General features: G+C 44.4%; 23 protein-coding genes. 1 reads left to right on the forward strand and 22 read right to left on the reverse strand.

Features of this window, described 5'->3' with window-relative positions; all coding sequences use genetic code 11:
- Nucleotides 1–7: 7 nt before the first annotated feature.
- The 20 genes from ASG89_RS32020 to liaF form a co-directional block, all read right to left on the reverse strand.
- Nucleotides 8–637: a YhbD family protein gene (locus ASG89_RS32020; protein WP_057315392.1), complete on the reverse strand. Its 630-nt coding sequence runs from the start codon at nucleotides 635–637 to the stop codon at nucleotides 8–10.
- Between the two features lie 179 nt (nucleotides 638–816).
- On the reverse strand, nucleotides 817–1,803 hold the full coding sequence (gene nrdF / locus ASG89_RS32025) for a class 1b ribonucleoside-diphosphate reductase subunit beta (RefSeq protein WP_057315393.1): 987 nt from the start codon (nucleotides 1,801–1,803) through the stop codon (nucleotides 817–819).
- Nucleotides 1,804–1,824: 21 nt separating this feature from the next.
- Complete coding sequence (nrdE, locus tag ASG89_RS32030) at nucleotides 1,825–3,909, reverse strand: class 1b ribonucleoside-diphosphate reductase subunit alpha (RefSeq protein ID WP_057315394.1); 2,085 nt, start codon at nucleotides 3,907–3,909, stop codon at nucleotides 1,825–1,827.
- Nucleotides 3,896–4,255 carry a class Ib ribonucleoside-diphosphate reductase assembly flavoprotein NrdI gene (gene nrdI / locus ASG89_RS32035; protein ID WP_057315395.1) on the reverse strand — a complete coding sequence of 120 codons (360 nt, stop codon included), beginning with the start codon at nucleotides 4,253–4,255 and terminating at the stop codon, nucleotides 3,896–3,898. The genes nrdE and nrdI overlap by 14 nt, the downstream gene beginning before the upstream one ends.
- A 591-nt stretch (nucleotides 4,256–4,846) precedes the next feature.
- Complete coding sequence (serC, locus tag ASG89_RS32040) at nucleotides 4,847–5,935, reverse strand: 3-phosphoserine/phosphohydroxythreonine transaminase (RefSeq protein ID WP_057315396.1); 1,089 nt, start codon at nucleotides 5,933–5,935, stop codon at nucleotides 4,847–4,849.
- Between the two features lie 70 nt (nucleotides 5,936–6,005).
- The gene (mug, locus tag ASG89_RS32045) at nucleotides 6,006–6,524 is read right to left on the reverse strand and encodes a G/U mismatch-specific DNA glycosylase (protein ID WP_057315397.1); all 519 of its coding nucleotides are present in this window, start codon (nucleotides 6,522–6,524) and stop codon (nucleotides 6,006–6,008) included.
- A gap of 17 nt (nucleotides 6,525–6,541) precedes the next feature.
- Entirely contained in the window at nucleotides 6,542–7,774 is a 1,233-nt protein-coding gene (locus tag ASG89_RS32050; RefSeq protein ID WP_057315398.1) for a DUF1501 domain-containing protein, read from the reverse strand.
- A gap of 11 nt (nucleotides 7,775–7,785) precedes the next feature.
- Nucleotides 7,786–9,114, reverse strand: a complete 1,329-nt coding sequence (locus ASG89_RS32055) for a DUF1800 domain-containing protein (protein WP_057315399.1) — start codon at nucleotides 9,112–9,114, stop codon at nucleotides 7,786–7,788.
- 128 nt (nucleotides 9,115–9,242) lie between these two features.
- The gene (locus tag ASG89_RS32060; protein WP_057315400.1) at nucleotides 9,243–9,797 is read right to left on the reverse strand and encodes an NADPH-dependent FMN reductase; all 555 of its coding nucleotides are present in this window, start codon (nucleotides 9,795–9,797) and stop codon (nucleotides 9,243–9,245) included.
- Nucleotides 9,798–9,975: 178 nt separating this feature from the next.
- Nucleotides 9,976–11,400 carry a type I glutamate--ammonia ligase gene (gene glnA, locus ASG89_RS32065; RefSeq protein ID WP_057315401.1) on the reverse strand — a complete coding sequence of 475 codons (1,425 nt, stop codon included), beginning with the start codon at nucleotides 11,398–11,400 and terminating at the stop codon, nucleotides 9,976–9,978.
- 238 nt (nucleotides 11,401–11,638) lie between these two features.
- Nucleotides 11,639–12,682: a 3-deoxy-7-phosphoheptulonate synthase gene (aroF, locus tag ASG89_RS32070; protein WP_057315402.1), complete on the reverse strand. Its 1,044-nt coding sequence runs from the start codon at nucleotides 12,680–12,682 to the stop codon at nucleotides 11,639–11,641.
- Nucleotides 12,683–12,836: 154 nt separating this feature from the next.
- Nucleotides 12,837–13,376: a DUF2062 domain-containing protein gene (locus tag ASG89_RS32075; RefSeq protein WP_057315403.1), complete on the reverse strand. Its 540-nt coding sequence runs from the start codon at nucleotides 13,374–13,376 to the stop codon at nucleotides 12,837–12,839.
- 36 nt (nucleotides 13,377–13,412) lie between these two features.
- On the reverse strand, nucleotides 13,413–14,369 hold the full coding sequence (locus tag ASG89_RS32080; protein WP_057315404.1) for a 4-hydroxy-3-methylbut-2-enyl diphosphate reductase: 957 nt from the start codon (nucleotides 14,367–14,369) through the stop codon (nucleotides 13,413–13,415).
- A 46-nt stretch (nucleotides 14,370–14,415) separates the two neighbouring features.
- The gene (locus tag ASG89_RS32085; RefSeq protein ID WP_057315405.1) at nucleotides 14,416–15,906 is read right to left on the reverse strand and encodes a sensor histidine kinase; all 1,491 of its coding nucleotides are present in this window, start codon (nucleotides 15,904–15,906) and stop codon (nucleotides 14,416–14,418) included.
- A 1-nt stretch (nucleotide 15,907) separates the two neighbouring features.
- Entirely contained in the window at nucleotides 15,908–16,597 is a 690-nt protein-coding gene (locus tag ASG89_RS32090) for a response regulator transcription factor (protein ID WP_057315406.1), read from the reverse strand.
- Between the two features lie 115 nt (nucleotides 16,598–16,712).
- A complete protein-coding gene (locus ASG89_RS32095; protein ID WP_057315407.1) occupies nucleotides 16,713–18,311 on the reverse strand; it encodes a S1C family serine protease in 1,599 nt (532 codons plus the stop codon).
- Nucleotides 18,312–18,449: 138 nt separating this feature from the next.
- Nucleotides 18,450–18,863 (reverse strand): YugN family protein, encoded by a 414-nt coding sequence (locus tag ASG89_RS32100; protein ID WP_057315408.1) that lies wholly within the window; start codon nucleotides 18,861–18,863, stop codon nucleotides 18,450–18,452.
- Nucleotides 18,864–18,965: 102 nt separating this feature from the next.
- Complete coding sequence (locus tag ASG89_RS32105) at nucleotides 18,966–19,616, reverse strand: response regulator transcription factor (protein WP_057315409.1); 651 nt, start codon at nucleotides 19,614–19,616, stop codon at nucleotides 18,966–18,968.
- Nucleotides 19,613–20,653: a HAMP domain-containing sensor histidine kinase gene (locus tag ASG89_RS32110; protein ID WP_057315410.1), complete on the reverse strand. Its 1,041-nt coding sequence runs from the start codon at nucleotides 20,651–20,653 to the stop codon at nucleotides 19,613–19,615. The genes ASG89_RS32105 and ASG89_RS32110 overlap by 4 nt, the downstream gene beginning before the upstream one ends.
- Nucleotides 20,654–20,661: 8 nt before the next feature.
- On the reverse strand, nucleotides 20,662–21,723 hold the full coding sequence (liaF, locus tag ASG89_RS32115; RefSeq protein ID WP_057315411.1) for a cell wall-active antibiotics response protein LiaF: 1,062 nt from the start codon (nucleotides 21,721–21,723) through the stop codon (nucleotides 20,662–20,664).
- Nucleotides 21,724–21,995: 272 nt separating this feature from the next.
- On the opposite strand from liaF, the gene ASG89_RS32120 reads away from it, so the two are divergent.
- A complete protein-coding gene (locus tag ASG89_RS32120) occupies nucleotides 21,996–23,285 on the forward strand; it encodes an ammonium transporter (RefSeq protein WP_057315412.1) in 1,290 nt (429 codons plus the stop codon).
- A gap of 45 nt (nucleotides 23,286–23,330) precedes the next feature.
- Here the strand turns inward: ASG89_RS32120 and ASG89_RS32125 are convergent, their stop codons facing one another.
- Both ASG89_RS32125 and ASG89_RS32130 read right to left on the reverse strand, forming a co-directional pair.
- The gene (locus ASG89_RS32125) at nucleotides 23,331–23,711 is read right to left on the reverse strand and encodes a hypothetical protein (RefSeq protein ID WP_235550003.1); all 381 of its coding nucleotides are present in this window, start codon (nucleotides 23,709–23,711) and stop codon (nucleotides 23,331–23,333) included.
- 78 nt (nucleotides 23,712–23,789) lie between these two features.
- Complete coding sequence (locus tag ASG89_RS32130; RefSeq protein WP_057315413.1) at nucleotides 23,790–25,313, reverse strand: methyl-accepting chemotaxis protein; 1,524 nt, start codon at nucleotides 25,311–25,313, stop codon at nucleotides 23,790–23,792.
- Nucleotides 25,314–25,439 lie beyond the last annotated feature (126 nt).

Genomic DNA, 25,439 nt, shown 5'->3' on the forward strand with positions numbered 1-25,439 from the left:
CGCCTCCTCACGTTGTCGTTATTTTCAGCTTCAGTTCTTCAATCTTCTTCGCCACCTGCACGCGGAGTACGACCTTCACACCTTGCTCGAAAAACAATTCACTGCCTGTCGTAACGAGTAGAAATAACGTCAAGCCCATCTTACGTATAAAAATCAGATCACAAGGCTTGCCTTCGAACTTGGCATATTGCTCTTTCATCGTCAAAAGCAAGTATTTCCCTTCATCGATGCTCATTTCACCGGATCGCAAGCAATCCTCTAGTAGGAACAGAAACAACGTTTCTTCAAAGCTGTATACCGCGGTCCCTCCCAAAAATGGAGATGCGTAGTCTATTGTTTGCTGAGAAACAATGTTTCGTTTAATTAGCTCTAATTTATCTATTTTCATATCACTTGGCACGATAGAGAACACATCCGCTAATTCATCCAGTGATAAATCATCCTTCATATTTATAATTTTATCTATACGCGCCAGCATCTGCCCTTTTGGAAAGAATGTTTCCTGCCCCGTAAACGCAGATTTACGTATAAACCATTCCTCGGGTACTAAATTTTTGCGTTTCCAACGGTATAATTGCCCATAAGATATGCCCGTTAGCTCGAGAAGCTCTTTCTTCGATATCAATTCTGCATCCAACGTACATCCCTCCTTTGCCATTTCAGTCTAACATAACATTGTTACGCAGTATATCAGCCTTGAGACTGAACTAGACACCAACCTTTCTCCACTGACCACACACTTCTACCTCTCTTCTACTCAAAAAAAACCACCCAGCAATCGCTGAGTGGTTCATTCTTCCTCTATATACGTACTACCTAAAATACAAAATCATCGTCCATCAGAGCCTCAACGTGAATCGTGCGCACATAACCGTTGCCTTTTTTGGAGAAAAAGTCATGCTGCTTCGTCTTCGTGCTCAGTCCGTTCAATACAATCGGGTTGATTTCCTCTTCCGGGAACATCGGTTCAACGCCTAAGTTCATAAACGCCTTATTCGCGTTGTAGCGAAGGAATGCTTTCACTTCGTCAGCGAGACCCAGCGGTCCGTACAGACTATCCGTGTAGCCTTCTTCATTCGCGTGAAGCTCTTTCAACAGCGCACACAATGTCGCGTATGCCTCATCTTGCTCGGCAGGGCTTAGCTCCGCGTAAACCTCTTGTGCCAACACGCCTATGTACAACCCGTGGATGCTCTCATCGCGTAAGATCAAGTCAATGATTTCGCCACTGCTCGTCATTTTACCTTGGCCAGCCAAGTACAAAGGATAATAGAATCCGCTATAGAACAAATAGCTTTCCAGCAAAACAGAAGAAGCCATTGCTAAATACAGCTCTTTGGTCGTATTAATATTTTCATAGTAATGTGAAATCTTGTTCGCCTTAAACTGCAAGTGTGGATTGCGCTCCACCCATTGGAACAGCTCGTTAATCTCTTCTGTCGTAGACAGGGTAGTGAAAATCGAACTGTAAGACTTTGCATGGATCTGCTCCATCATCCCCATGAAGCTAAGTACAGCCTTACGCTGCAACCCATCAACATGCTCAAGGATCTTAGGCATTCCAACGCCGCCTTGCATCGTATCTAGCAAAGTCAAGCCGCCAAGCACCTTCATATAGAGATCACGTTCCACGTTACTCAGGGTAATCCAGGACATTTTATCATCAGACAGCGGAATCTCTTCATCTGTCCAAAATTGCATAATATTTTGATTCCAGAACGTTATTGTAAAATCATCATCCGGCCGGTTCCAGTTCACCGCTTTTTTGACGATCGGCTTATTGATAGTTGGTGCACTTGTCATGAATGGGTATCCCCTTCCGAATTATACCGAGCAGCTTACACATTCCTCAACGGACAGCTGATTGGTTCGTGTGTAGTAGAGCGATTTAAGTCCTTTATGTGCCGCATACAGGTATAATCTAGCAAGTTGTCTTGTGGAAACATCACTGTTTACGTGTAAAATGGTCGAGATCCCTTGATCCACATGCGTCTGAATCTCCGAAATAAGATCAAGAATTTTGAACTGATCCATTTGATAAGCGGATTTATAATAGAAGAAATTGTCACGAGCCATGAATGGCATCGGATAATACGTTGTCGAGTTCGCGTACGTACGTGTCTCAATCGGTTCAACAATTGGCATAACGCTGGATGTTGAATTTTGGATATACGAGATGCTTTGCGTCGGCGCTACAGCCAAACGGTAAGCATGGTACAGACCGTGCTTCTGAACGTCAGCCTGCAAAGCTTTCCAATCACTAGGCGACGGGATCGGCATGCCTTCAAATAATGCTTTCACTTTATCTGAGAGCGGACGGTAATCGATTTCTGTGTAACGGGTAAAATAGTTCCCATTCGCATACTCCGATAGCTCGAAGCCTTCGAACGTTTGCCCGGATTCTTTGGCAATCTCCATACTTTTTTCGATGGAATAGAAATTCATCGCTGCAAAGAAGGTGCGAACGAAATCCTTCGCTTCAGCACTCTCATAAGCAATTTTGTTCTTGGACAAATAGCCGTGCAAGTTCATCACGCCAAGACCGACAGAATGCAGCTCACGGTTCGCTTTGGCAACACCTGGCGCATTGTGGATCGTCGTCATATCACTCACAGAAGTAAGGGCGATCATGCCCTCGTGTACGGTTTCGCGCAGCTTTTTACGATCCATCACATTGGCAATATTCATGGAAGCTAGATTACAACTGATATCGCGAAGAATGGTGTCTTCTTGACCGTAATCATTGATTTCGGATGTTTCCTGCAGTTGGAAAATCTCTGTACAAAGATTGGACATCTTGATCGTCCCAATCCCTTTCAAAGCATGATCTTTATTCGCATTCGTACGATTCATCATATATGGATAACCGGATTCCAGTTGAGTTGTCGCAATTTTGGTCAGCATATCACGTGCATTCATGATTGCTTTCTTCTTTACCTTCGGGTTCGCTAAGAGTTCATCATACATTTCATCCATATCTAGATCATCCATATGCTTGCCATAGGCTTGCAGGACGGTGTAAGGAGCGAAAATGTGTAGAGGCTTGTTCTCCTCCGCCAACTTATAAAATTTATTCGGTACAATAAGTCCGATTGAGAGTGTTTTCAAACGGGATTTCTCATCCGCATTAATTTTCTTACTATCTAGGAACTCCATGACGTCCCAGCCAAAAATGTTATAATACGCCGCGCCTGAGCCTTTGCGTTGACCCATTTGGTCCGCATAAGAGAACGCATCTTCCATTAGCTTAAGAACAGGAATAATACCTTTCGCCGCGCCTTCAACGCCTTTAATCGTTTCACCGCGCCCGCGAAGCTTCGATAGGTTCACGGCTACACCGCCGCCAATTTTGGACAGCTGCATGCACGTTGCTAACACATAGTTGATGGAATTCAAGGAATCATCCATTTCTAACAAGAAACACGATACTAATTCACCGCGACGACTCTTGCCTGCGTTCAAGAACGTAGGTGTCGCTGGCTGCAAGCGCTGCTCCATCATGGATAAGGCGAGTACGCGTGCTGTCTCTGCGTTTCCACGACCCAAGTATAGGGCTACGATCGCTACGCGATCAGGGAAATGCTCGAGATACAGCGTCTTATCATCACTGCGCAAAGCGTAATCTGTATAAAATTTCGAAGCTGCCATGTACGATGCGAACTCGAATTGATTGTCGTGCGCCACTTGATACACGCTGTTCACTTCATCTTCGGTGTAGTTGTCATAAACATTCTCGTAGAAGTTGTTATCGATCATATAACGAACCTTCGATGAGGTATCGGGGAATGTGAGGCTACGGCTGTGGACTTCCTGTATGAATACCTTAACAGCTTCTTTATCCTTCTCTAATTGAAAAAAACCATCCGTACCGCGTTGCATTAATTCATTATTAAGTTCAATGTGCCGCAATTGCTTGTACCCCCTGAACAAATCGTTCTACATCATTTTTGGTGCCAGATAATTCGAATTTGGTTAATACGGGAACATCGTAAAGTGCTGAGATCGTATCTGCGCTTTTGGCGAAGCCGTCTCCCCAGTTGCGATTACCGCTTGCTGCAACGCCTTGAAGACGAGAGGAATTACTTTCTAGGAAAGAAGCTACCTTGGGAGGAATTTGTCCAAAGCCAGTTGTATACGTCACGACTACGAATGGCTCGTCCATTGTCATCGCTTCCTCTATTTGAACCGCGGGCATCTGGAGCTTCGCAATAAATCGGCGAACATTTCCAGTCTTCGAATCGTAAGCAATCAACATAGCTTCCGTCTCCTATCATTCTCAATTCTCTCTATCTTGTGCCATCACTTGCAAGTAACCTATATGTAGTGAAGATTCCAATTCTATCGTCTGTCATTCGCGAGTTACACAACCCATTAATCGACAGAATCTGCATTGCTTTACGACTCCGTAAACGGTCAAAAAAGCTTGAAACCTGCGGTTTCACTTGATTTCCAGCCCGATTTGAGCTTTCCGCTAGCAATCTCGCAATGCGCTTTTTATCACGACATCTAGTTGATAGATTCAAATTTATATCAATATATTGTGTTTGTCAACGAGCAAAACGGCCTATTTACATTTCCAAAACACCAAATCCTAGACGGGGCGTGGCTCGATAGGTTTAGAAAAAATATTTTCAATTTTTACTTGATTTTTTCGGATATGTCGAAATGACTAGGACATTAATCCCCTACTATATCTAGTTCAATCACACCTTCCAATTACCGCTTTTAAACCTGCTGAGAGACCCTCTAGAGGCTTCAAACCTTTCAATCGGAACTACATGCCTCTGAACAAAAAAAAGCTATTCACGCGCACACAAGGGTGCCATGAATAGCTTCATTCAAATTACTAGCTGTTGCGTTGTTGGAAATCCGTCATGAAATCAGCGAGTGCTTTGCATGATGCATAAGGTACTGCGTTATACGTAGATGCACGTAGACCGCCAACACTGCGATGACCTTTCAATCCAACGAACCCTTGTTGCTCGGTTTCTTTAATGAACTTCTTCTCCAACTCTTCATCTTGCAAGCGGAACGTAATATTCATCGCAGAACGGCTTCCTAGATCTACGGGGCCACGATAGAAGCCGTTGCTGCTATCAATTGCGCTATAAATAAGACCTGCTTTTTCTACATTATTCTTCTGAATAACCGTCAATCCGCCTTGCTCTTCAATCCATTTCAATACGAGATTCACCATATAAATGGAATAAGCTGGAGGCGTATTGTACAAGGAATTGTTTTTGCTATGCGTTTCATAACGCATCATGGTTGGGATTGTTTTTGGCAGATCAACAAGTAAATCGTCTTTAATAATCGCAACTGTCACACCAGATGGTCCAAGGTTCTTCTGTGCTCCCGCGTAGATCATGCTGAATTTCGAAACGTCGACTGGACGGCTTAGGATATCACTGGACATATCACCGATCAGAGGGATGTTGCCTGTTTCCGGGAAGCTTTGGAATTGTGCACCTTCGATCGTCTCATTGGACGTGATATGCAGGTAAGCTGAGTTTGGATCTAAGTTAATATCACTCAAGGCAGGAATTTTCATAAATTTCTGTTCTTTCGAACTAGCCGCAAGAGAAACCTCTCCGAATAGTGCTGCTTCTTGCACAGCCTTCTCAGCCCAAGCGCCTGTCAGCACGTAGCTGCCAACCTTGCCCGGCTTCAAGAAATTCATAGGGATCATGGAGAACTGAGAGCTCGCTCCACCTGTCAAGAAGAGAATTTGGTACCCATCCGGAATACCAAAAATACGCTTCAATAACGCTTGTGTTTCATTGTGCACTTGCTCATATTCCGAACTACGGTGAGAAATTTCCATAATGGACATGCCAATGCCTTTAAAATCAACAAACTCTTCTTGTGCTCTCTGAAGTACTTCGAGAGGTAAAGCCGCAGGCCCTGCGTTAAAGTTATAGGCCCTGTTTCCCATGAGTGACCACACCTTTGCTTTTGTATTATGGCTATGATAGCAATATTCTGTGCAAGCATCAAGTAAAACCTCAAACAGGCTCTACGAGACTTGTCAGAATTCCTCGATAAATCGCTACCATATCTTCCAGCTTCATACGCACAAGTCCGCTAGATGATGGGCACACATAATCAACAACACCTTCTACCATGGGCTGCGGTTGACTTCCCCAGGAGATGCCCCGCCTACCGCTATACTGCTCATAGACACCCTTCCCCACGAAGCAAACAACCTTGGGCCGGTAGGTCTCAATTTTCGCTTTCAGAATACGCCTGCCCTCACGATACTCGTCTGCTGTTATTTCCGCTGCTGTCAATGAAGGACGAGCCACGATGTTCGTGAAGCCATAACCGATTTCAAGCAGATCCCCATCCTCTTGCGGCTTGTAGAGCCTTGGAGTTATTCCCGCCTGCAATAAGATGCGATAGAATCGATTACTCGGATTCGCATAATGATGCCCGGTTTCCCCTGATCGAATACTCGGATTATAACCAACGAAGAGAATTTGCAAACCCTCCGCAATATGATCAGAAATTGCCGCTAGTTCCAACCGCGCACCTCCTACTATTAAATAAACTTCAAATTCTCGTACGTTTTACCTAGCACTGTTGCCGTATCCCCATGTAACCACGAGTCAATTAATGTACTATATACAGTACGGAAATCAACCTCATATTTCAAATCCCCATTATCTAAGTTACTCAAGCTCGGATAGGCGCCATATAAACCGCCCTTCACCTTGCCTCCAATGACGAACATCGGTGCCGCTGTTCCGTGGTCTGTTCCGCCGCTGCCGTTCTCTTTCACACGACGTCCGAACTCGGAGAACACCATGATTGCGACGCGATCCTGCAGCCCCTGTGCCTGCAAATCCTGATAGAAGGCAGTTAGCCCTTCATCGACTTGAGTCAGCATTTGAGCATGCTGCAGCTTCTCATCCGCATGATCATCGAATCCACCTACTTCTACATTAAAGAGCCGTGTCCCTGACTTTCCAGCCAGAAGCTTCGTTACAAGCTGTAGGTCCCTCGCAAAATTCGTAGTAGGATACTCAATTTTCTTCGTATAAGTAGCAGCAAGCGATTGGATCGCCTCAACGCTCTTATAGGCTTCCAAACCTCGCGCAGCAATGACCCGCAGTTGGTTGGTCGAATTCGATGCCCCATACATATCCAAGAACGCTTTGGTTATTCTATTCTTGTCCATCAACGCTGTCTTGGGATCAATTAGATGATAGGACTCTATGGATTGAATCACTGGAAAGCTGGATTGATCAGAGGCGAAGGCTTTGCTCCCTGAACCGCCAATTTGAATCACTTTAAGCGGATTCAGATTCTTTTGTAAGGAAGCTTCCGCATACCGTGCCAACCAGCCGCTGCGACTCATTTTGGCCGGTTCTGCGGTTTGCCAAATTTCCATAGAGCGAAAGTGAGAATGATTAGGCTCCGGATATCCAACACCTTGTATAATAGCCATTGTGCCTAACTTGTACAATGCCGCCAATCCTGTGAGACTAGGATGCAGACCCACTTGGTTATTTAGCTCCAGCACTTCCTTCTGCTCATACGCGAGCGTCGGTCTTGAATCATAGTACAGGCCTTGTCCATATGGAATCAACGTATTGATCCCGTCATTGCCGCCGCTTAACTGTACAACAACTAGCACGGGGTCATCCACGCTAGTTTCGGCACTTCCTGCCCATAGGGATTTACCCGTTTCTGTGAAAAGTGCTCCGCCAAGCCCAAGGGTTGCGAATAACGCCGTACCTTTGATCAGAAAATCTCTTCTCGTTAATTTCACATGGTTCCCCCCTATTTCATTTGAGCTTCAGGACTGATCAGAACGAGCTGCAAGAGACCGCGTAGGCCTGATATTTTCTGCTTGGTTTGAGTTGTATGTACAATGGTGTCATCGGCGTAGGCACGCAAACTCGCTTGCGTTTGCTCGGATAAGTTCGAGATGCCCATAAGCTCTGCATAAAGTTTCATCCATTCTATAGGTGACTCCACTTGATTCGGTAGGAACGCTGACGAGTTCAGCTGATGTCCATTCATTTGCTTGGCGATTCCCTCAGCGAACTGATATCTCGCTAACAAACAATTCGTTGTGAGCCAAGAGGTGCCCCCTCTCCAGCCCGCAACATCAGGTGGGACGAATAGTTCCTGCCCCATCTTCCGCATCGCTTGTGCATGCCCCTTAGCGACAGAGATCTTGCAGCATTTCAGGATACCTGCTACATAATCTGCTGGTGTTTTGATAAGTGCCATCCAATTGGTATCTGCATAGAATTCATCGGAAAGGAATAGTGCCTGAAGCACTTCCCCCACGGTATTCTTCTGTGTAATTAATTCTGACAACGTTTGAATCCAACGATCCGATGGTGTGTCGGTTGCAAAGTAGGTCAACAACTTCGTCGCTAGAAACGTAGGTAATGCTTTTTGATGAAATATAATATCTATCACATCGTCTGCATCTAGCTTGCCGCTTTCACCTAGTAATGTTTTGGCGTCGTTATCGTGCTGTTTCGCATTGTAGTTGACCTTATGGTCATTTTTATTATACGTCCAGCCTGTAAAAGCGCGCGCAGACTCCTTCACATCCATTTCTGTGTAATGACCTATGCCAAGTGTGAATAGCTCCATCACCTCACGGGCATAATTCTCATTCGGCTTGCCCTTCTTATTCTGATTCACATCCAGCCAAATCATCATGGCAGGGTCTTTGCCGATTTCGGTGAGCAGCTCTTTGAAATTGCCCAAGGCATATTGGCGGAACAGTTCATTCTGCTTCACCATGAGCGACGCATCTTTCACCTTATAATTGGCCGTTGCGAAATGTCCATGCCAAAATAAGGTCATCTTCTCAATCAGCGGCGAAGGTGAGTTCACCATCCGATAAAGCCAGTAGATCTGTTGATCTACTAGTAAAAGTGGATCTAGAGCTTTCTTCCCGTCCGTATGAAACTCCTCAAAGGAGGCTAGCTTCGGTGCATTGTTGATCAATGATTCACCCGACACTAAACGCCGAACCGTTTCTTCCCGTCCTAACGCCAAGCAAGCTGAAACTTCTTCCTTCGCCACACCAAATCCCGCACGCAGTAAAAGATGAACAACTTCCTTGTTGGTCCACTGGACTCCCATGATCTCCCCACCGTTCATTTTTTACCATACTGTACCATATAATTGTGTCAAAAGTATGTACAAATACAAAAAACCAAGTCTAGTGACTTGGTTGCCTGAATCCATATTCATGTGGATCTCAATCGTTACTATTTCGCTGATCCCACGAGCTGCTCAGCAAGTTGTAGAAAAGATCCAACAACACGTCGAACTCGCTTATCGACATCCGGATGAATGTCTTCGAAGATGACGTCTCCACGGAAGCTCTTGCGTTGATCGCCACCGATCGAAATCCATTCTGGACTGTTGATTCCATGTAGGTTACGAACTGTCGTCTGCATCTGTGTCAGCGAGCTGACAGCAACCGCTCCCCCTGAGGAGCTGACGGATAATACAGCTTTGTTATGGAAATGATCCTGTCCAACATGATCAAGCGCATTTTTCAACACACCGGACATGCCACTATGGTACTCAGGTGTTGCCAAGACAATTGCATCTGCGGACAACATCGCTTGTTTAAATGCCACTAGCGTTTCGTTATTGTCCCCTTCATCTTCAGGCGTATAGAATGACAGCGGCGTCTTATACAGATCGAACAGCGTTACGCTGTGTTGTTCCTGCATTGCCAAATGCTGAATATATGAAGCAAGTCGAGTACTTGTGGCAGCTCCATGATTGCTACCTGCTACAATCGTGATTTTCATTATTTTCATCCTTCCTAATTGATTATTTCACGATAATTATACCTGATAATCCATTTTTAACACACTTATTTATAATTGTTATAAAAAAATAATTAGTATTAAATAAATAGAAACTGCTCCCTCCATAGCGTCCTATGAAGGGGCAGTTCCTATGATCATATCATATGAGTGCTAAAGATTAGCAATCGAAGTAAAGGTTGTACTCGTGTGGGTGAATACGGATTGCAACTTGTTTCGCTTCGCCACGTTTCAAGTCGATGTAGTTATCGATGAAATCTTGTGTGAACACGCCGCCTTCAAGCAAGAAGTCGGAATCTGCTGCAAGTGCATCCAAAGCTTCGTCTAATGTACCAGGAACGCTGCGGATTTCAGCTTTCTCGCTATCAGACATTTCATAAATGTTAGTATCGAAAGGACCGTATCCAAGTGCACGCGGATCGATTTTCTTTTTGATACCGTCAAGACCAGCCATCAACATTGCTGCGAAAGCAAGGTATGGGTTAGCTGTGCTGTCTGGTGTACGGAACTCAATACGACAACCCTTAGGTGTCACAGCCGCGATTGGAATACGAACTGCTGCGGAACGGTTACCTTTGGAGAATACAAGGTTTACCGGAGCTTCGTAACCAGGAACTAGACGTTTGAAGGAGTTTGTACTTGGGTTCGTGATCGCGATCAACGCTGGAGCGTGATACAGGATACCACCGATGTAGTTAATTGCCATTTCGGACAAGTTAGCATATGAACCTTTTTCGTAGAACAAAGGGTTACCTTCGTTGAAAATGGACATATGAACGTGCATTCCGCTACCATTGTCACCAAATAGTGGTTTTGGCATGAAAGTTGCAACTTTACCATATTCTCTCGCTGTGTTAGCAACGATATACTTGTATTTAAGCAGGTTGTCTGCTGTTTTAGTCAATGTGTCAAAACGGAAGTTGATTTCAGCTTGACCAGCTGTTGCCACTTCATGGTGATGACGCTCAATGCGAAGACCTGCGTCAGCAAGCTTATTACACATTTCTGAACGGATATCTTGTTGGGAATCGATTGGAGCTACTGGAACGTAACCGCCTTTAACTGGTACTTTATAAGCAAGGTTGCCGCCTTCTTCTTTACGACCCGTGTTCCAACCAGCTTCTTCGGAATCAACTTCGAAGTAGGATTTGTTCATACCGTTCTCGAAACGAACATCATCAAAGATGAAGAATTCGGATTCAGGAGCGAAGTATGCAGTTGTACCTACGCCAGTTGTTTGCAAATACTCTTCAGCCTTTTGAGCGATGCTACGTGGATCACGGTCATAACGGTCGCCTTCAGGTGTATGGATGTTGCTCATAATTACTAGTGTTGGGTGTGCTGTGAAAGGATCTACATAAGCAGTTTCCGTATCTGGCATCATTACCATGTCAGATTGTTCAATACCACGGAATCCTGGGATGGATGAACCGTCAAAAGCAACGCCATTTACGAATGTTTCTTCATCTACTTCTGTTGATGGTAAAGAAATATGCTGTGCTTTACCGGAGAGACCAACGAAACGAAAATCTACCCACTCAATATTTTTTTCCTTAATAAGGTTCAACACGTTTTGAACTGACATTTAAAAAACCCTCCCATTTCCGTACATTCAACGTACTTTGCATGATTAATGTTCAACTTTTGCTTGTTTTCTTTCACATATTATATAGCGATTCCTCTAACACAGTCAATACTTATGTCAGGTATTTTTTAAAGAGGTGTAAGCTATTCTTACACTTACACACAATTTTCACATGTATCCAAAAACAGGAAGGGGTTTCTCCATTTCTGAAGAGACCCCTTCCTATGAAAACCGTATATTAGGCCAAAATGGCTTCTTTCTTCGTATCGAACTTTTTACCAAGTAATGGAGCAAGCTTCTCCAGATCTGATAACAAATGGGCAAATTGATCTGGGAACAACGATTGCACGCCATCACCTGTCATTGAATTGTCCGGATCTGTATGCATTTCAATGATTAATCCATCCGCTCCTGCTGCTACGGATGCCTTCGTCATTGGCACTACAAGTTCTCTGCGTCCTGTACCATGACTTGGATCTGAGATAACCGGCAAGTGACTCAACTGTTTAAGCACTGGAATCGCTGATAAATCTAACGTATTTCGTGTGTAAGTTTCGAATGTTCGGATTCCGCGTTCACAAAGCATAACGTTCGGATTACCGCCAGCGAGAATGTATTCCGCTGCATTCAAGAATTCATCATACGTAGAGCTAAAACCACGCTTGAGCAAGACCGGCGTTTGAATCGTTCCTAATTTACGAAGGAGATCAAAGTTTTGCATATTACGCGTACCTACTTGTAGAATGTCCGCGTATTCCGCACACACATCAACGTACTCCGGTGTCATGACTTCTGTAATCGTAAGAAGGCCATGTTTCTTACCTGCTTCTGCCATCATAATCAGACCTTCCACGCCAACACCTTGGAAGCTGTAAGGACCTGTTCTTGGTTTAAATGCACCACCGCGGAGCACCTGTCCGCCAGCTGCTTTCACCAACCGAGCAATCTCATCGATTTGCTCTGGCGTTTCAACCGCGCAAGGGCCACCCATCACAACGAGCTGCTCCCCACCGATTTCAACACCTTTGATATTAATAACGGTATCTGCCGGATGGAAATCACGGCTAGCTAGCTTGTAAGACTTGGAGATCTTTACAACTTGCTCGACACCTGACATTTGACGAAGCTGTTCAGCTAATTTCGGATCCGCTTGACCGATGATGCCAATTACTGTACGATCCTCGCCCTTGGAAACATGTGCTTGAACCCCTTGCTTTTCGATAAATTGCACGATTTCCTGAATACGCTCATCCGAAGTTTTGTTAGATGTAATTGCGATCATGTGATCCACGCTCCTAATTGATTTATTATGGGATAATTTATTATCATTTCACTAACACGCTTCAACGCTTGTTCGCTTCTACGCTTTTATGCTTTTAACCGCTAAAGTAAATATACAACGCTTGACGATAATTCGTCAAGCGCTAATTTATTACCTATTCTTTTGATTCCGCTGGAGCTAACTGATCTTTACGTATTCTACGTTTTTCTTTTCGGCGATTCGTGTGGTACTTGAGCAGGAGCACGACTGGGAAATAGGCAATAATACCAAGAAAAAGACCAACGACCATCCCACCGACAATTAAATCCAAACCGCTACGAATAATATTAGAGAGGAGATGCGGTAGATGGTGGATCAGATAGATCTTAAAATGCTTCGGCACTAAATATTCCCCGACCTGCTTATTAAGAATAGAAAATGGTATATAGATGACTTTACCGAATACAAAGCCTATTAAAGCCGCAGGCAGGTTCGCTCTCAGTAGATAAACCAATGGAAAGATAAGAACAAACGCAAATCCTGCAGTCGGTAATGTGAACATCTCAACGAATAAACCAATCGAAAAGCCTCTTGCTACCATGGAAGGACCGCCCTTGGCACGTAAAAGAAGTAAATATTTGAATTTGAACCAACGTTTAGTACTTTTCCAATCGTAGCGAGCTTTCATCATTTTCACCTTCTGAGTACTTTGCATGCTAGTTTCAATCCCGTCGAGTGGAATAAGCAGGAATTACAGGGTACTTGCTGCTTTGGATTTAACAGTGGGAATCAGTTTCTTCATATTAATAGTACGTACGATTTCCCAACTGGTTTCATCTTTCGCATCGTAGTTTTCCAAATAGGTTATGACCTCTTTGGTAATCGGTGTAGGCGTGGAAGCCCCTGAGGTTACACCTACTTTACGGACATTCGCCAACCATTCTCTATTCAATTCAGAAACGTCTGAAATTCGGTACGCCATAACGCCAGCGATTTCTTGTGAAACCTGAGCCAAACGGTTCGAATTGTTGCTCTTCGGATCTCCAACAACAATGACAAGGTCAACTTCCTTCGCTTGCTCCGCGACGGCTTCTTGACGAACCTGCGTTGCCAAGCAAATTTCATTATGAATTTCAGCTTTGGGGAAAAGCGTTAATAACCGATTCATAATATGTTTAATATCCCATTGACTCATCGTGGTTTGATTCGTAATGATGATTCGATTCGACTTCAGATTAAGTAGTTCGGCTTCCTCCAGCTTCTCAATCAGATGCACGTGATCTGGTGCTACGCCAATAGCACCTTCTGGCTCTGGATGCCCCTTTTTCCCGATATAAATAATGTCATATCCGTCTGCTACTTTTTCACGAATTAAATCATGCGTCTTCGTCACATCCGGACAAGTTGCGTCCACCACAGTAAGCCCTTTGTCACGTGCCAAACGTCTGACCTCAGGAGAAACACCATGCGCAGTGAAAATAACAGTCCCTGTCTCTACTTGTTGCAGAATTTCAAGGCGATTCTCTCCATCAAGCGTAATGACTCCTTCCTCTTTGAAGAAATCGGTCACATGCGCATTATGAACTATCATTCCTAAGATATATATAGGTCTGGGAAGATTTAAATTTTTAGCAGTTTGCATGGCGAGCGCCATAGCGTCTACAACCCCATAACAGTATCCTCTGGGGGATATTCGAACAACTTCCATGTCTTCCACCTACCTAAGCCATCGTATTTCTTCTAATTATATCTGATTATATGGCATGAGGGAAGTTTGCCGGCAGCCAGATTAAAAAGGTACTTCCTTCGTCCTTCCGAGTGGTGACTTCAACAGACCCTCCATGCTCGTCAATGATCCATTTGGCAATAGATAAACCTAGACCTGTACCTGTTGTAACCCCTCTGGATAAATCCGCACGATAAAACCGATCGAAAATATGAGGGATATCCTCTTTATCCATCCCTATGCCGGTATCCGAGATCCGTATGCCAATAAAACTGTCTCTGCGTATCGCCTCAATAGTTACCGAACCCGTAGGCGTATATTTAAAAGCATTTTCAATAAAGATGAACAACAATTGCTGCAGATAATCACGGTTTCCTTGAACCACCGCATCTTCTAGTGCATCAAGATCCCCTATTTGCCATTCAGCCGTATGTTCAAGTAGTTGTGCCCTTCTTACTACTTCATGAACTAGCGGCTTGAACTCAACTGGATGTTTCTCCATAAGAACACCAGCATCTGCCCTCGCAAGTGCAAGTAAATCATTGACTAACCTGCTCATCCGCTGTGCTTCCCCAGCAATGTCATGCATGGCTTCCAAGGACATTTGAACCTGGTCAGGCGTAGCTAAAGCTTGTGTCCCCGAGGTTTGCTTCCACATTTTCTCCAATAAATCCACATTGCCTCGAATGGTCGTTAGAGGCGTTCTAAGCTCATGCGATGCATCCGATACGAATCTCCGTTGTGCGCGATAGGCTTCATCTAGTTCCACATACGTAATTTGGATGCGCGAAAGCATGCCATTAATCGTATTCGTCAACCGTCCTATTTCATCTAGAGGTCCATCGTAGTGGATGCGCTTTTCTAGATCGTCTCCACTTTCGATTTGATTCGCGGCGTCAATAACGCGCTCAATTGGTTTCAATGCCTTACGTGCCAAGAACCAACCTAGGGAAGCTGCAGCGATAATCGTTAAAATAGCCCAAATGATAAGTGTGTAACGCAGTGTGACGGCCGTTCTCTCGTAGCTACCAATAGGTACTGCCGACTGCAGTATGCCAATGAGCTGTAATTTATTATCCGTTATACCTAGATTGTAGATCAGAAAATCCTGATTAAGTATTTTCGTTTTCTCAAAAAAACCAATCTCATCTTCTTGCTTATCCACCTGACGTTGAAGTTTATCAATTGTCGATTGGCCTATAGGCAGCGTTTGATCATAAAATTGTAAATTTACTGATTGGTTATAGCTTTTTAGCTTGATATTATATAATTGTAAAAAGGTATTGGTTGTGTAGATGTCTCTGCTTTCTAATTCAAGATCAACAACTAGCCCTTTCTGTGAAAGCGCGATGCTTTTCTGAATACGAGTAGAGCTATTTTCTGCTTCCCTCTTAACATCCTGACGAATTTGATCATAGAGAAAATAGTTCAAGAAGAAATAGAGCACAATCCCAAACAGCAACATCGTAATAGCCAATATGCCTGAATACCATAGCGTAAGCCGCAGGCGAAGCGACATCTTAATTTTCCCCTCTCAATACATAGCCTGCTCCTCGGACCGTTTGAATTAAACGTTTATGGCCAAACTCTTCTGTTTTCTGGCGCAACAAAGCTATGTAAACCTCTAAGACATTAGACTCGCCGCTGTAATCGTAGCCCCATATCTTCTCCATAATGATATCCCTCGATAGTACACGTTTCGGATTCTGCATGAATAGATGCAATAAATCGAACTCTTTTGTCGTTAATTCAATTAGCTTCTCGCCACGGAAAACCTCGCGTGTATCTAAATCCAAGATCGCATCTTCAAAGCTAAGCCGATTGTTCATCTGTTCAGGTCTTTCCGTTCTTCGACGAAGTAATACTCGAACTCTCGCGAGCAGCTCCTCCAAAGCAAATGGCTTGACCAAATAATCATCTGCTCCCAAATCTAGACCTTTGACACGATCACTAATATCATCCTTCGCAGTCAGCATGAGGATCGGCACTTCGCTGCCACTTTCACGAATCCTACGAACAACCTCCCACCCATCGATGTGCGGCATCATAACGTCCAAAATAATAAGCTGCGGTTCTGTCACCAACATTTGCTTAAGACCCTCTAGTCCGTTAGCTGCTGTGGTAACCAAATAACCTTCAAAAGCCAGTCCACGTCTCAACATGGATGTGATTTTCTCATCATCATCAATAACCATAATATTCTCTCTCATCGGTCCGCCCCCATTCTACCTTCTATTGTAGCAAAATTACCGCCTAGCAAAAAGAAGCAGAGCCTGCAAGCTTGAGGCCGCGGACTCTACTTCCCTTCAATTAAGAGCTAGCAGCTTACTGAGCTGGTGTCTCAGCAAGCGTATTTTTATCTCCCACCGTAACTGGGACTTCTGTTCGCTTGCCATCACGAATAATGCCTAGCGTTACTTTGTCGCCAACTTTCGTTGCTTGCACCTTCGTAATCAACTCTTGTGAGTTCTTGATTTTGGTACCATTCAAGTCCACGATCACATCATATTGACGCAAACCTGCTGTGAATGCTGGGCTCTTACGTGTAACACTGCCAACCAAAGCGCCATCTGTGTTAGAAAGCTTCAATTCACTAACCCAATCTTGACCGATATCTTGCAGACCAACCCCAAGGTATGGAACTGGTTCTTTTGGAATCGTTACATTATTTTTCAAATTCTCTAGAACGGAAGAGATCGTGCTTGTTGGAATCGCAAAACCGATCCCTTGTGCTTGTGAACTTACGGCTGTATTAATCCCAATGACTTCACCGTTAAGGTTCAAGAGTGGACCACCTGAGTTACCAGGGTTAATGGAAGCATCTGTTTGTAGCAAATGTTTATACTCACGCGTCCCTTTCTCATCAGGGATACTAATTGGACGTTCCTTCGCACTAAGCACACCTACAGTTACTGTATGGTCGAACCCATAAGGGTTACCAATCGCAACAACCCAATCACCTACGTTGACATCATCTGCACTACCAAGAGGAAGGATCGGGAAATCTTTGTCGCCTTCAATTTTGAGTACGGCCAAATCCAAATCATAGCTGTTACCTAGCAATTTTGCTTTAAAAGGCTTGTCGTAGCCTTCTACGGTGATTTGAATTTCATCCGCGCCATCAACCACATGCTCATTCGTTAGAATATACCCTGTTTTCTCGAAAATAAAGCCAGTTCCCATGCCCGCTGGTTGCAGTTGTCCGCTTCCCGTGTCATTTTGACCACTCTTAGGCGTGGTTTGACCACCGCCATTATCGCCAAAGAACTGGCGGAAGAAAGGATCATCAAACAATGAGTTGCCACCATTGCTGCGGCTTGAGGTCTTCGGTTTAACGAGTGCTTCAACCTTTACAATTGCAGGGCCAGCATTCTGAGCGATCGCAGCGATATTACCAGGGCGAACTACATCTAAAGCAGCTTTCTTCAATTCGCCGCCATTGCTGTTCGAACCGCTAGCTGCTACGGTTGCCGCTGAATTCGATCCGGAAGCAAGCGGCTGGTTACCTGAGAACATGTTCGTTTTATCCGCTGTAAACATCAATGCACTAACAACCAGTGCCCCTGCCATGAAGGCTGCAAATATGCTCTTGACGGAGGAACGTTTCTTCGCGTTCGGATCCCAAGCTGCTGGACCTTGTGGTGCATTGTCTGGTCCAAAGCTGAATGGACGAAGCGTCTTGGGAGGTGTTACTTCTACATTCGAAGTTCCTTCCGAGCTTGTGGAAGAAGTAGTTAAGGATTGACCTTCATGTTCTTCGTTAAAAGCAGATTTGTATGGCCCATAGGAATAGTAGTAGGAAGGTCTTTCTTTGTTAGGCTCTTGCCCTTCATTCGCTCGAGACTGCTCCTGCGTAGTATCCGCGTTGTTATCATTATTCTGCGGCTTGAAAAAGTCGCTATAGTCTTTTTTATTCTCATCCATGGGTCTTACCTCCATAATTAAAGTTATAAGTGCATGTTCTCTTGAAGGATCATGTTGTTCTTTATGTGTCTATCATGCACTCACAACCTTAAACGAATATTAAAAAACAATAAAATGGAGGTAAAAATAGGACATAATTTAATGAATCCATGCTCTTTCAACTGATTTCAATACGCTTGCGGCCTCTTTCACCCATTTATCCTCAATCCCCGCATCAGAATCCAGCGGTGCTTGGAACTGATCAATCAATGCGCCTGCTGTCTCTATATCGGCTTCTGGATCTAACCCTTCATTATAGACATGTTTCAGAACAAAAGGCGTACCGACCTCAACAACGGCATCCGTTGCTTCCACATCGCCTTCAATTCTGCCCGTGATGACTTGAACGGGAATTCGCAACCACACTTTATTCGCTTCATCCAACGAACGATCAAAGTAGCCATGGTCGTAATCCCAACCGCCACCTAAGTTAAAATTAAATTGTTCTAACTGGGCACGCACCTTATCAAATGTTTCGTGTACCTGCTCCAGTGAGGATGTTAGTGGTTTCATAGCGAATGGACACTCCTTAAGCGCTCATATTATTTTACTTACGCATAGAATGTGCCAAATTGACGTTTTTATGTGCGATAGTCCCTCAATTTGTTCATGTTGTTAAACCCATCCTTTTCGATGAGCGAATATCGCGAGTTGTGTCCGATCGTCAAGCTCACACTTCATCAACAGGTTGCTGACGTGTGTTTTAACCGTTTTGATACTAATAAAAAGCTCTTCGGAAATATCCTTATTGCTTCTCCCTTCGGCAATCAAGAGAAGTACTTCACGTTCTCTCGCTGTTAATCCTTCCTGTTCCGGTAATTCACTCCGCTGTCTGATACCTCTAGTCAAAGCTTGTGACACCTCTGCATTCATAACTGGCATGCCGCGATACGCGCTCTGAATCGCATGAATCAATTGATCGGACGAAACTGTCTTCAACATGTAACTAATAGCGCCAGATTCAACCGCTTCCAACACCTTAGCTTCCTCCAGAAATGAGGTCAGCATGATCACTTTTATCTGTGGAAACTTGTCACAAATGAGCTTCGTCGCACCAATCCCATCCAGCACGGGCATCGTTAAATCCATGAGAATGACATCAGGCAGTGCTGTAGGACTTTCTTCCTTCAACTGATCAAAAGCAGCTTGACCATTCGACGCCTCCCCCACTACTTCTAACCCAGGCTCTAATGAAATGTACGTACGCAGACCCACTCGTACCATGTCGTGATCGTCAACAATCATCACCTTAATGTTCGGATTCATTCTTGTTTTCCCCCTGAATGCCCTGAAAATCGCGGAATACGAACACGCACGCGAGTTCCTGAGCCTAATTTGCTATCAATCTCCACTTCTCCGCCTAGCTTTTGTGCTCGTTCTCTCATGGTTGACAGGCCGTGGGAAGCAGAAGGAATATCTCTTCGTTCAAAACCTTGACCATCATCCTGCAATTGCAGCACATATTGATGCTCTCTTTCGTAGATCACCAATCGAACTTGTTTTGCCGAGGCATGTTTAATGACATTCGCAAGTCCTTCTTGGATAATGAGAAAAAACTGATGTTCGATCGCCTCCGAAATGATTTCAGGCAACGAAACATCAAGTTGACCCTGAAGTTCATGGGTCCGGCAATATTCCGGAAACCATTTCTCCAGGGCTTCTTGTAAGCTCATATCTTTGAGTTCGATCGGTCTTAGTTGTGAAATGAGGCCTCGCATCTGCTTCTGGGCATGATGGGACATCTCAATGAGCTGGTTCATTAACGCTGGTGCAGCCGCTGGGTTTCTTTCTAATATTTTGGGAAGTGAGGAAGCTGACATGTGGATTGCGAATAGCTCTTGGCTCACTGTGTCATGGAGATCTCTGGCAAGTCGGCGTCTCTCTTCCATTACGGCGCTCTCTGTCAGCTCCTGATCCCGAATCGCTTCGGCTTCCCCTAGCTTTTGCATCAACTGCACGCGTTCTTCAATCGAGGTTGCCATGCTATTAAAAGCATCATACAAGTACAAGAAGGGCTCAACTGGCTCCATATCGATCCGAACAGAGAAATTCCCCTTCGACAATTCCAGCATCGCGACATGAAGCTCGTCTACCTTGCGCTGCCATCTTCTAGTTGCAATGAAGCCTACAGTCAAGCTCACTACAAGAATCGCAAGAGCGAACCACAGTCGGAACTCCCAAGAACTCAGTTCCTTCTCGTAATATTCAAGTACGATATAAATACCTGAAACCGTTACTACACTCGAGATTAGAAAGTAATTCAGCAGCTGCCACTTCATATTGAACATTCGCAATTTGTACATGCTCCATCCTAACCTATCTTTTTAATGGTAATATCGCCTATAAACATACTTGTTGTCACGACGATTTTATATTCCGCCTCTTCATAATGAGAGGTTTGCGTTCTAATGTTGCGGAGAAAACCACTTTCACGCCGATCAAGAACCTTCATATCACCAATAAAGGAGCTTGCCATGACACGAACTTCAACATCCATATCGTTCGGGATGAAAATCTTCACATCGCCAATGAAAGCCGTAACATGAATCGTAGTTTCACCACGTGGAATTGAAGCACGCGTAAGATCGATCACAGAATCGCCAATAAAATGAGAGATCTGGATAGGCTTTAATTCCCAAGCCTCTTGGCCAAGATGAACATCGCCAATAAAACCATGACGGTGCAGCACATTACGTGAATCAAAATTACGAACAAAGCCATCATATTTGTGTTGTTGGTTTTGATTTTGAGGGTCCGTCCATTCACCATGTTCTTCGTCCTTGGGATATGTGCCGTGGATGTCCTTCAGTACTTCCTTTTCTTCGTCAGTAAGACCCTGTTTCATATTACTCGCTGAAGTAGGATTCATGTGTTCTTTCGGATTTCCAGAGAGATCGCTAGTGGCGTTCCAATTCCCAGACTCCCATTGTTTCTTATATTGGGAATGCCGCACTCGACTCGCTTCTCGCCGAGCTTGTCTTTCTTCCTCTTTCGCTTTCTTAATGGAAGGCCACTCAGGCGACTCTTTCTTGCCCGGTTTAAAAATCACATTTAAACCAAAAAGTATTAAAGCAACCGGCGCAAGAAATTTAAACATTTCTCCAATAGAAAGATCGGTTACATTTAGATTTTTCAAAAGAAATATGGTTCCTACGCCGCACATTATCAAGCTGCCTAGGGATCCACCCCAATGATACTTTCGCTGTGAGACAAAGCCAATGAGCCCATAAAAAATCAGAATCGCAGGCCAAAACGTGGATACCAGATAGCCGATATCAATTTGAATAATTCCTAATTGATTTAGTAAATAGAGTGTACCCGCGGACACGAGAACTAGCCCCCAAATCATTCTTTGAAACATATGCGGATTCATACGTTCTTCCTCCATTTGTGTAAAGCGTTGTTAAGATATCTCTAGTTTATAAGATACAAGGTGGAATGAAAAGAGACGTTAGATTGAAGGTGATCTCCGCCTCGAGACCGATATTTCAAAAGTCTTCACAAGCAAACCTAACATGAGTGTCGTATAAGATGAACATTCCAGTGTTGATGTTATGTATTCTTACGTATTCCGTTGACATGGTTATCATCAGAACCGTATAATTGGTGCTGAGAACGCAAGTATTATAAGGAGAGATTACAGGAATGGATCAAATCCAACAACTTACTTCTGGCCTGGACACCATTTGGGTCGTATTGACTGCTGCCATGATTTTATTGATGGAAGGCGGCTTCGCCTTACTAGAAGCAGGGTTTGTCAGACAAAAAAATGCCGTAAGCATTATCATGAAAGTATTTGTCGATATCTCATTCGGTGCGCTTATTTTTTACTTTTTTGGATTTGCACTTATGTACGGTAAAGACGTAGGAGGTATCATTGGTACAACAGGCTTTTTCATGGGCGGAGATTTATCACACATCGCGTTGACAATCTCACATGATACCTATTGGTTATTCCAATGCGCTTTTGTTATCGCCGTTATTTCAATTGTATCCGGTGCTGTAGCAGAACGCATCAATTTTCGCGCTTATATTCTTTATACAATAGCCATGACCGGATTAATCTATCCTATTGCGGGGCATTGGGTCTGGAGTGCTGGCGGATGGCTCGGCAAGCTTGGCATGGTTGACTTTGCTGGATCCGCAGTCATCCACGGACTGGGCGGTTTCTCCGCGCTCGCCGCAGCCATTATCATTGGGCCGCGAATTGGTAAGTTCTCAGCCGATGGTAAAGCTAACATTGTCCCGCCATCTAATTTGCCACTGGCCTCTGTAGGCGCATTTATCTTGTGGTTCGGTTGGTTTGGTTTTAACTCCGGGAGTACGTTAAGCGCTACCAATACTTCGATCGGGCATATCGCGGTCACCACGATGCTATCCGCCGCAGCCGGTTGTGCCGCCTGCATTCTGTTCACTATGATGCGTTACCGCAAAGCGGATCCGCCCATGGTGATTAATGGCGCACTCGCCGGACTCGTCGGGATTACGGCAGGATGTGCATTCGTCAGTGACGCCGCTGCGATCTGCATTGGTGCAATCTGTGGGATCGCCATGGTTTACGCAACGGAAATGCTGGAAGCCAGACAGATTGATGACCCTGTTGGTGCCTTTCCCGTGCATGGCATCAGCGGTAGTATCGGCACCCTTGCTGTAGGCCTATGCGCGAAACCAGATGCCATCCGCGAAGGAACAGCTGGCTTATTCTACGGCGGAGGCTTCCACCTCCTAGGCGTCCAAGCACTTGGTCTTGTTACCGTCTGTGCGTGGGGTTTCTTCATCACTTGGGTTTTCTTGAAGCTCATTAAGCTTATTGTTCCTTTACGCGTAAGTCGCGACGAAGAATTAATTGGCCTAGATGTTGGCTCTCACGGGGTTCCTGCCTATAGCCAAGAAGAAGGATTCTTGGACTTACAACACTTAAAGAATAATCAATGAATAGAAAGAAGAGGACACCGCATATGCAGTGTCCTCTTCTTCGGTTTAGGATGAGAATATGTCTTCAAATTCCTCAGGAAACGTAATATCGTCCCCAGGCTTAGAATCATTCATAATTTGTCTAGCTTGCTCAATTTCGGCACGGAGCTTTCTTACTTGCTCCATAGGTTTCTTCACATAATGAATATATTCAACAGCAAGATGATGATCAGGTTTCTTACCGGATAACATACGTCGAAAAGATGACATGGTTTGATAAGCTCGCTCTTCTTTCATTCTCTTCACTTCATATCGCTCAACAACCTGCTCAATTTCCCGAGCTTGCTGCTCTTTCCGCGTAATAAAAGCCTCCAAGAAGGGAAGTACCTCCGCAGCTTTCCTTGTTGTTCTTAAGGGCATACCATCCGACCGTAATGCTTGCAGCATGTTCCATCACCTATCTCTCCGTGTCAAGATTTATAACAGTAATCTTATTTTACACTAAAAAGAATGGTTTGAGAACTACTAATTTAACAATAAATCAATCCCAACGACTCCAATCGGGGTTCCCATGTCATCTATAATGGATTTCGACAACGTTATGCATGGTTTTTTCGTAATAGCTGACACGTATTCATCGGAAATGAAGAGTTCACCTGCCATTGCTCGCTTCCACCACTCTCTTCCCTTGGCATTCACTAAGCCTGCCTCTGGCTGAGAGTAGATGAAGGTGCCATCCCCACGATTCGACCATATCGCCTCTATCCCTGCTGTTTTCTTCAAAATCCCGTGTAAATGCGCGGCATGTTTATCTTCCACCAGGGATTTGATGTCAGGAACCCGAACAAGCGCGTTCAATAATTGCTTCATTTCGTCAATATTAACGTGAATGATACCCTGCTTACTCTTCATTCCAACAGCTTGTATGGCCGTGATCAGCTCGGCGGATGAACGATCTAAATTCTGATTAATATGTTGCAATCTTGAAACCTCGTGCCTTTGCTTCTTCATTTGATCAAGCGTATGCTCAACACTCGACATGGTCTCATTCATCAAATCCACAACTTCCCCTAGGGATGTCCTTGTCCCGGTTACCAGAGTGGACTGGTGTTTCGTTGAACTCGTGGTACTTGCCACTAGGCTGTTCACATGCAGGATCAATGAAAAGATCGTATCGATCTTGCCTTTCATCACCTTCATCTCATCAATACCATGTGTCACTGAAGCTTTCTCTTCTGCGACTGCAGCGACAACTTGCGCAACACCACTTTCAATATCAGCAAGAAGCTCAGATGATTTCTGAACAGCTTCATGACTTTGCGCAGCTAGCTTCTTAATCTCTTGTGCTACTACAGAGAAGCCTCTTCCCTGCTCACCAGCTCTAGCCGCTTCAATGGATGCATTTAAAGCAAGCAATGACGTTTGGGCAACGACCTCCGTAATGAACGTATTGATCTCTTCAATTTTCGACGTATGATCAGTTAAATCTTGAATTTTCTTCTGCATCGTATCATTGTTCAGGTGTAAATCGTTCATTACTTCATCTGTTGTATTCAAGGAGCGACAGACGTCCACTACCGTATCTTTGGTTTGTTCACTTTCACGATGCATATGTAACGACGAATCCAGAATCTGATCGGCAGCTGCAGCCACTTGCTGAATCGCAGCAAAGGCTTCTTGAAGCTGACCTGCGGCATGTTGGCTTCGCCCCTTCAACTCTTCTTCTCCTTGGATGGAAGCATCCGCAATTTGGAGAAGTTGTCCGATGGAACGATTGACTTCTTCTACTGCCGCTGCTAGTCGATCCGCAACGACCTGAGATTCTTGAATAAATGTACGGAATTGTTCTTCGTGATGGAGCGCCCCTTGTTCTCGCTCAATACCAGATGCTCTTGAACTTAGTAATGCACCTACACCCATTAAGAGAAAAACAGCGACACTACCTACGGCAACCCATTTCGAAGCAGAAAATAAAGCGAACACATTTACAAGCATACCAATAAGTACAAAAACGTAGAACCAAGCTCTCTGCTTTGAATCCGTCCACATGAGCAACCGGAACTCCTCCCAAAAGGAACAAAATGTTAGTTTTTGTTACATTATATCGCAGGAGGGCTTGAAATGAAATGAGAAAAACTCATACATTCCAATGCAGTAAAAAACGGAGACCCTTTC

Source organism: Paenibacillus sp. Soil766 (assembly GCF_001428105.1).
Lineage (GTDB): Bacteria > Bacillota > Bacilli > Paenibacillales > NBRC-103111 > Paenibacillus_E.

What these genes read in the sequence shown, in the direction of transcription:
- ASG89_RS32105 (WP_057315409.1), bottom strand. Translation starts at nt 19,616, where the DNA reads ATGAATCCGAACATTAAGGTGATGATTGTTGACGATCACGACATGGTA.
- ASG89_RS32085 (WP_057315405.1), bottom strand. Translation starts at nt 15,906, where the DNA reads ATGTCGCTTCGCCTGCGGCTTACGCTATGGTATTCAGGCATATTGGCT.
- ASG89_RS32090 (WP_057315406.1), bottom strand. Translation starts at nt 16,597, where the DNA reads ATGAGAGAGAATATTATGGTTATTGATGATGATGAGAAAATCACATCC.
- ASG89_RS32120 (WP_057315412.1), top strand. Translation starts at nt 21,996, where the DNA reads ATGGATCAAATCCAACAACTTACTTCTGGCCTGGACACCATTTGGGTC.
- ASG89_RS32130 (WP_057315413.1), bottom strand. Translation starts at nt 25,313, where the DNA reads ATGTGGACGGATTCAAAGCAGAGAGCTTGGTTCTACGTTTTTGTACTT.
- nrdI (WP_057315395.1), bottom strand. Translation starts at nt 4,255, where the DNA reads ATGTTGATTGCTTACGATTCGAAGACTGGAAATGTTCGCCGATTTATT.
- ASG89_RS32060 (WP_057315400.1), bottom strand. Translation starts at nt 9,797, where the DNA reads ATGAAAATCACGATTGTAGCAGGTAGCAATCATGGAGCTGCCACAAGT.
- liaF (WP_057315411.1), bottom strand. Translation starts at nt 21,723, where the DNA reads ATGAATCCGCATATGTTTCAAAGAATGATTTGGGGGCTAGTTCTCGTG.
- ASG89_RS32055 (WP_057315399.1), bottom strand. Translation starts at nt 9,114, where the DNA reads ATGGGAGTCCAGTGGACCAACAAGGAAGTTGTTCATCTTTTACTGCGT.
- ASG89_RS32095 (WP_057315407.1), bottom strand. Translation starts at nt 18,311, where the DNA reads ATGGATGAGAATAAAAAAGACTATAGCGACTTTTTCAAGCCGCAGAAT.
- ASG89_RS32110 (WP_057315410.1), bottom strand. Translation starts at nt 20,653, where the DNA reads ATGTACAAATTGCGAATGTTCAATATGAAGTGGCAGCTGCTGAATTAC.
- serC (WP_057315396.1), bottom strand. Translation starts at nt 5,935, where the DNA reads ATGGGAAACAGGGCCTATAACTTTAACGCAGGGCCTGCGGCTTTACCT.
- ASG89_RS32125 (WP_235550003.1), bottom strand. Translation starts at nt 23,711, where the DNA reads ATGCTGCAAGCATTACGGTCGGATGGTATGCCCTTAAGAACAACAAGG.
- ASG89_RS32075 (WP_057315403.1), bottom strand. Translation starts at nt 13,376, where the DNA reads ATGCAAAGTACTCAGAAGGTGAAAATGATGAAAGCTCGCTACGATTGG.
- nrdF (WP_057315393.1), bottom strand. Translation starts at nt 1,803, where the DNA reads ATGACAAGTGCACCAACTATCAATAAGCCGATCGTCAAAAAAGCGGTG.
- aroF (WP_057315402.1), bottom strand. Translation starts at nt 12,682, where the DNA reads ATGATCGCAATTACATCTAACAAAACTTCGGATGAGCGTATTCAGGAA.
- ASG89_RS32100 (WP_057315408.1), bottom strand. Translation starts at nt 18,863, where the DNA reads ATGAAACCACTAACATCCTCACTGGAGCAGGTACACGAAACATTTGAT.
- ASG89_RS32080 (WP_057315404.1), bottom strand. Translation starts at nt 14,369, where the DNA reads ATGGAAGTTGTTCGAATATCCCCCAGAGGATACTGTTATGGGGTTGTA.
- glnA (WP_057315401.1), bottom strand. Translation starts at nt 11,400, where the DNA reads ATGTCAGTTCAAAACGTGTTGAACCTTATTAAGGAAAAAAATATTGAG.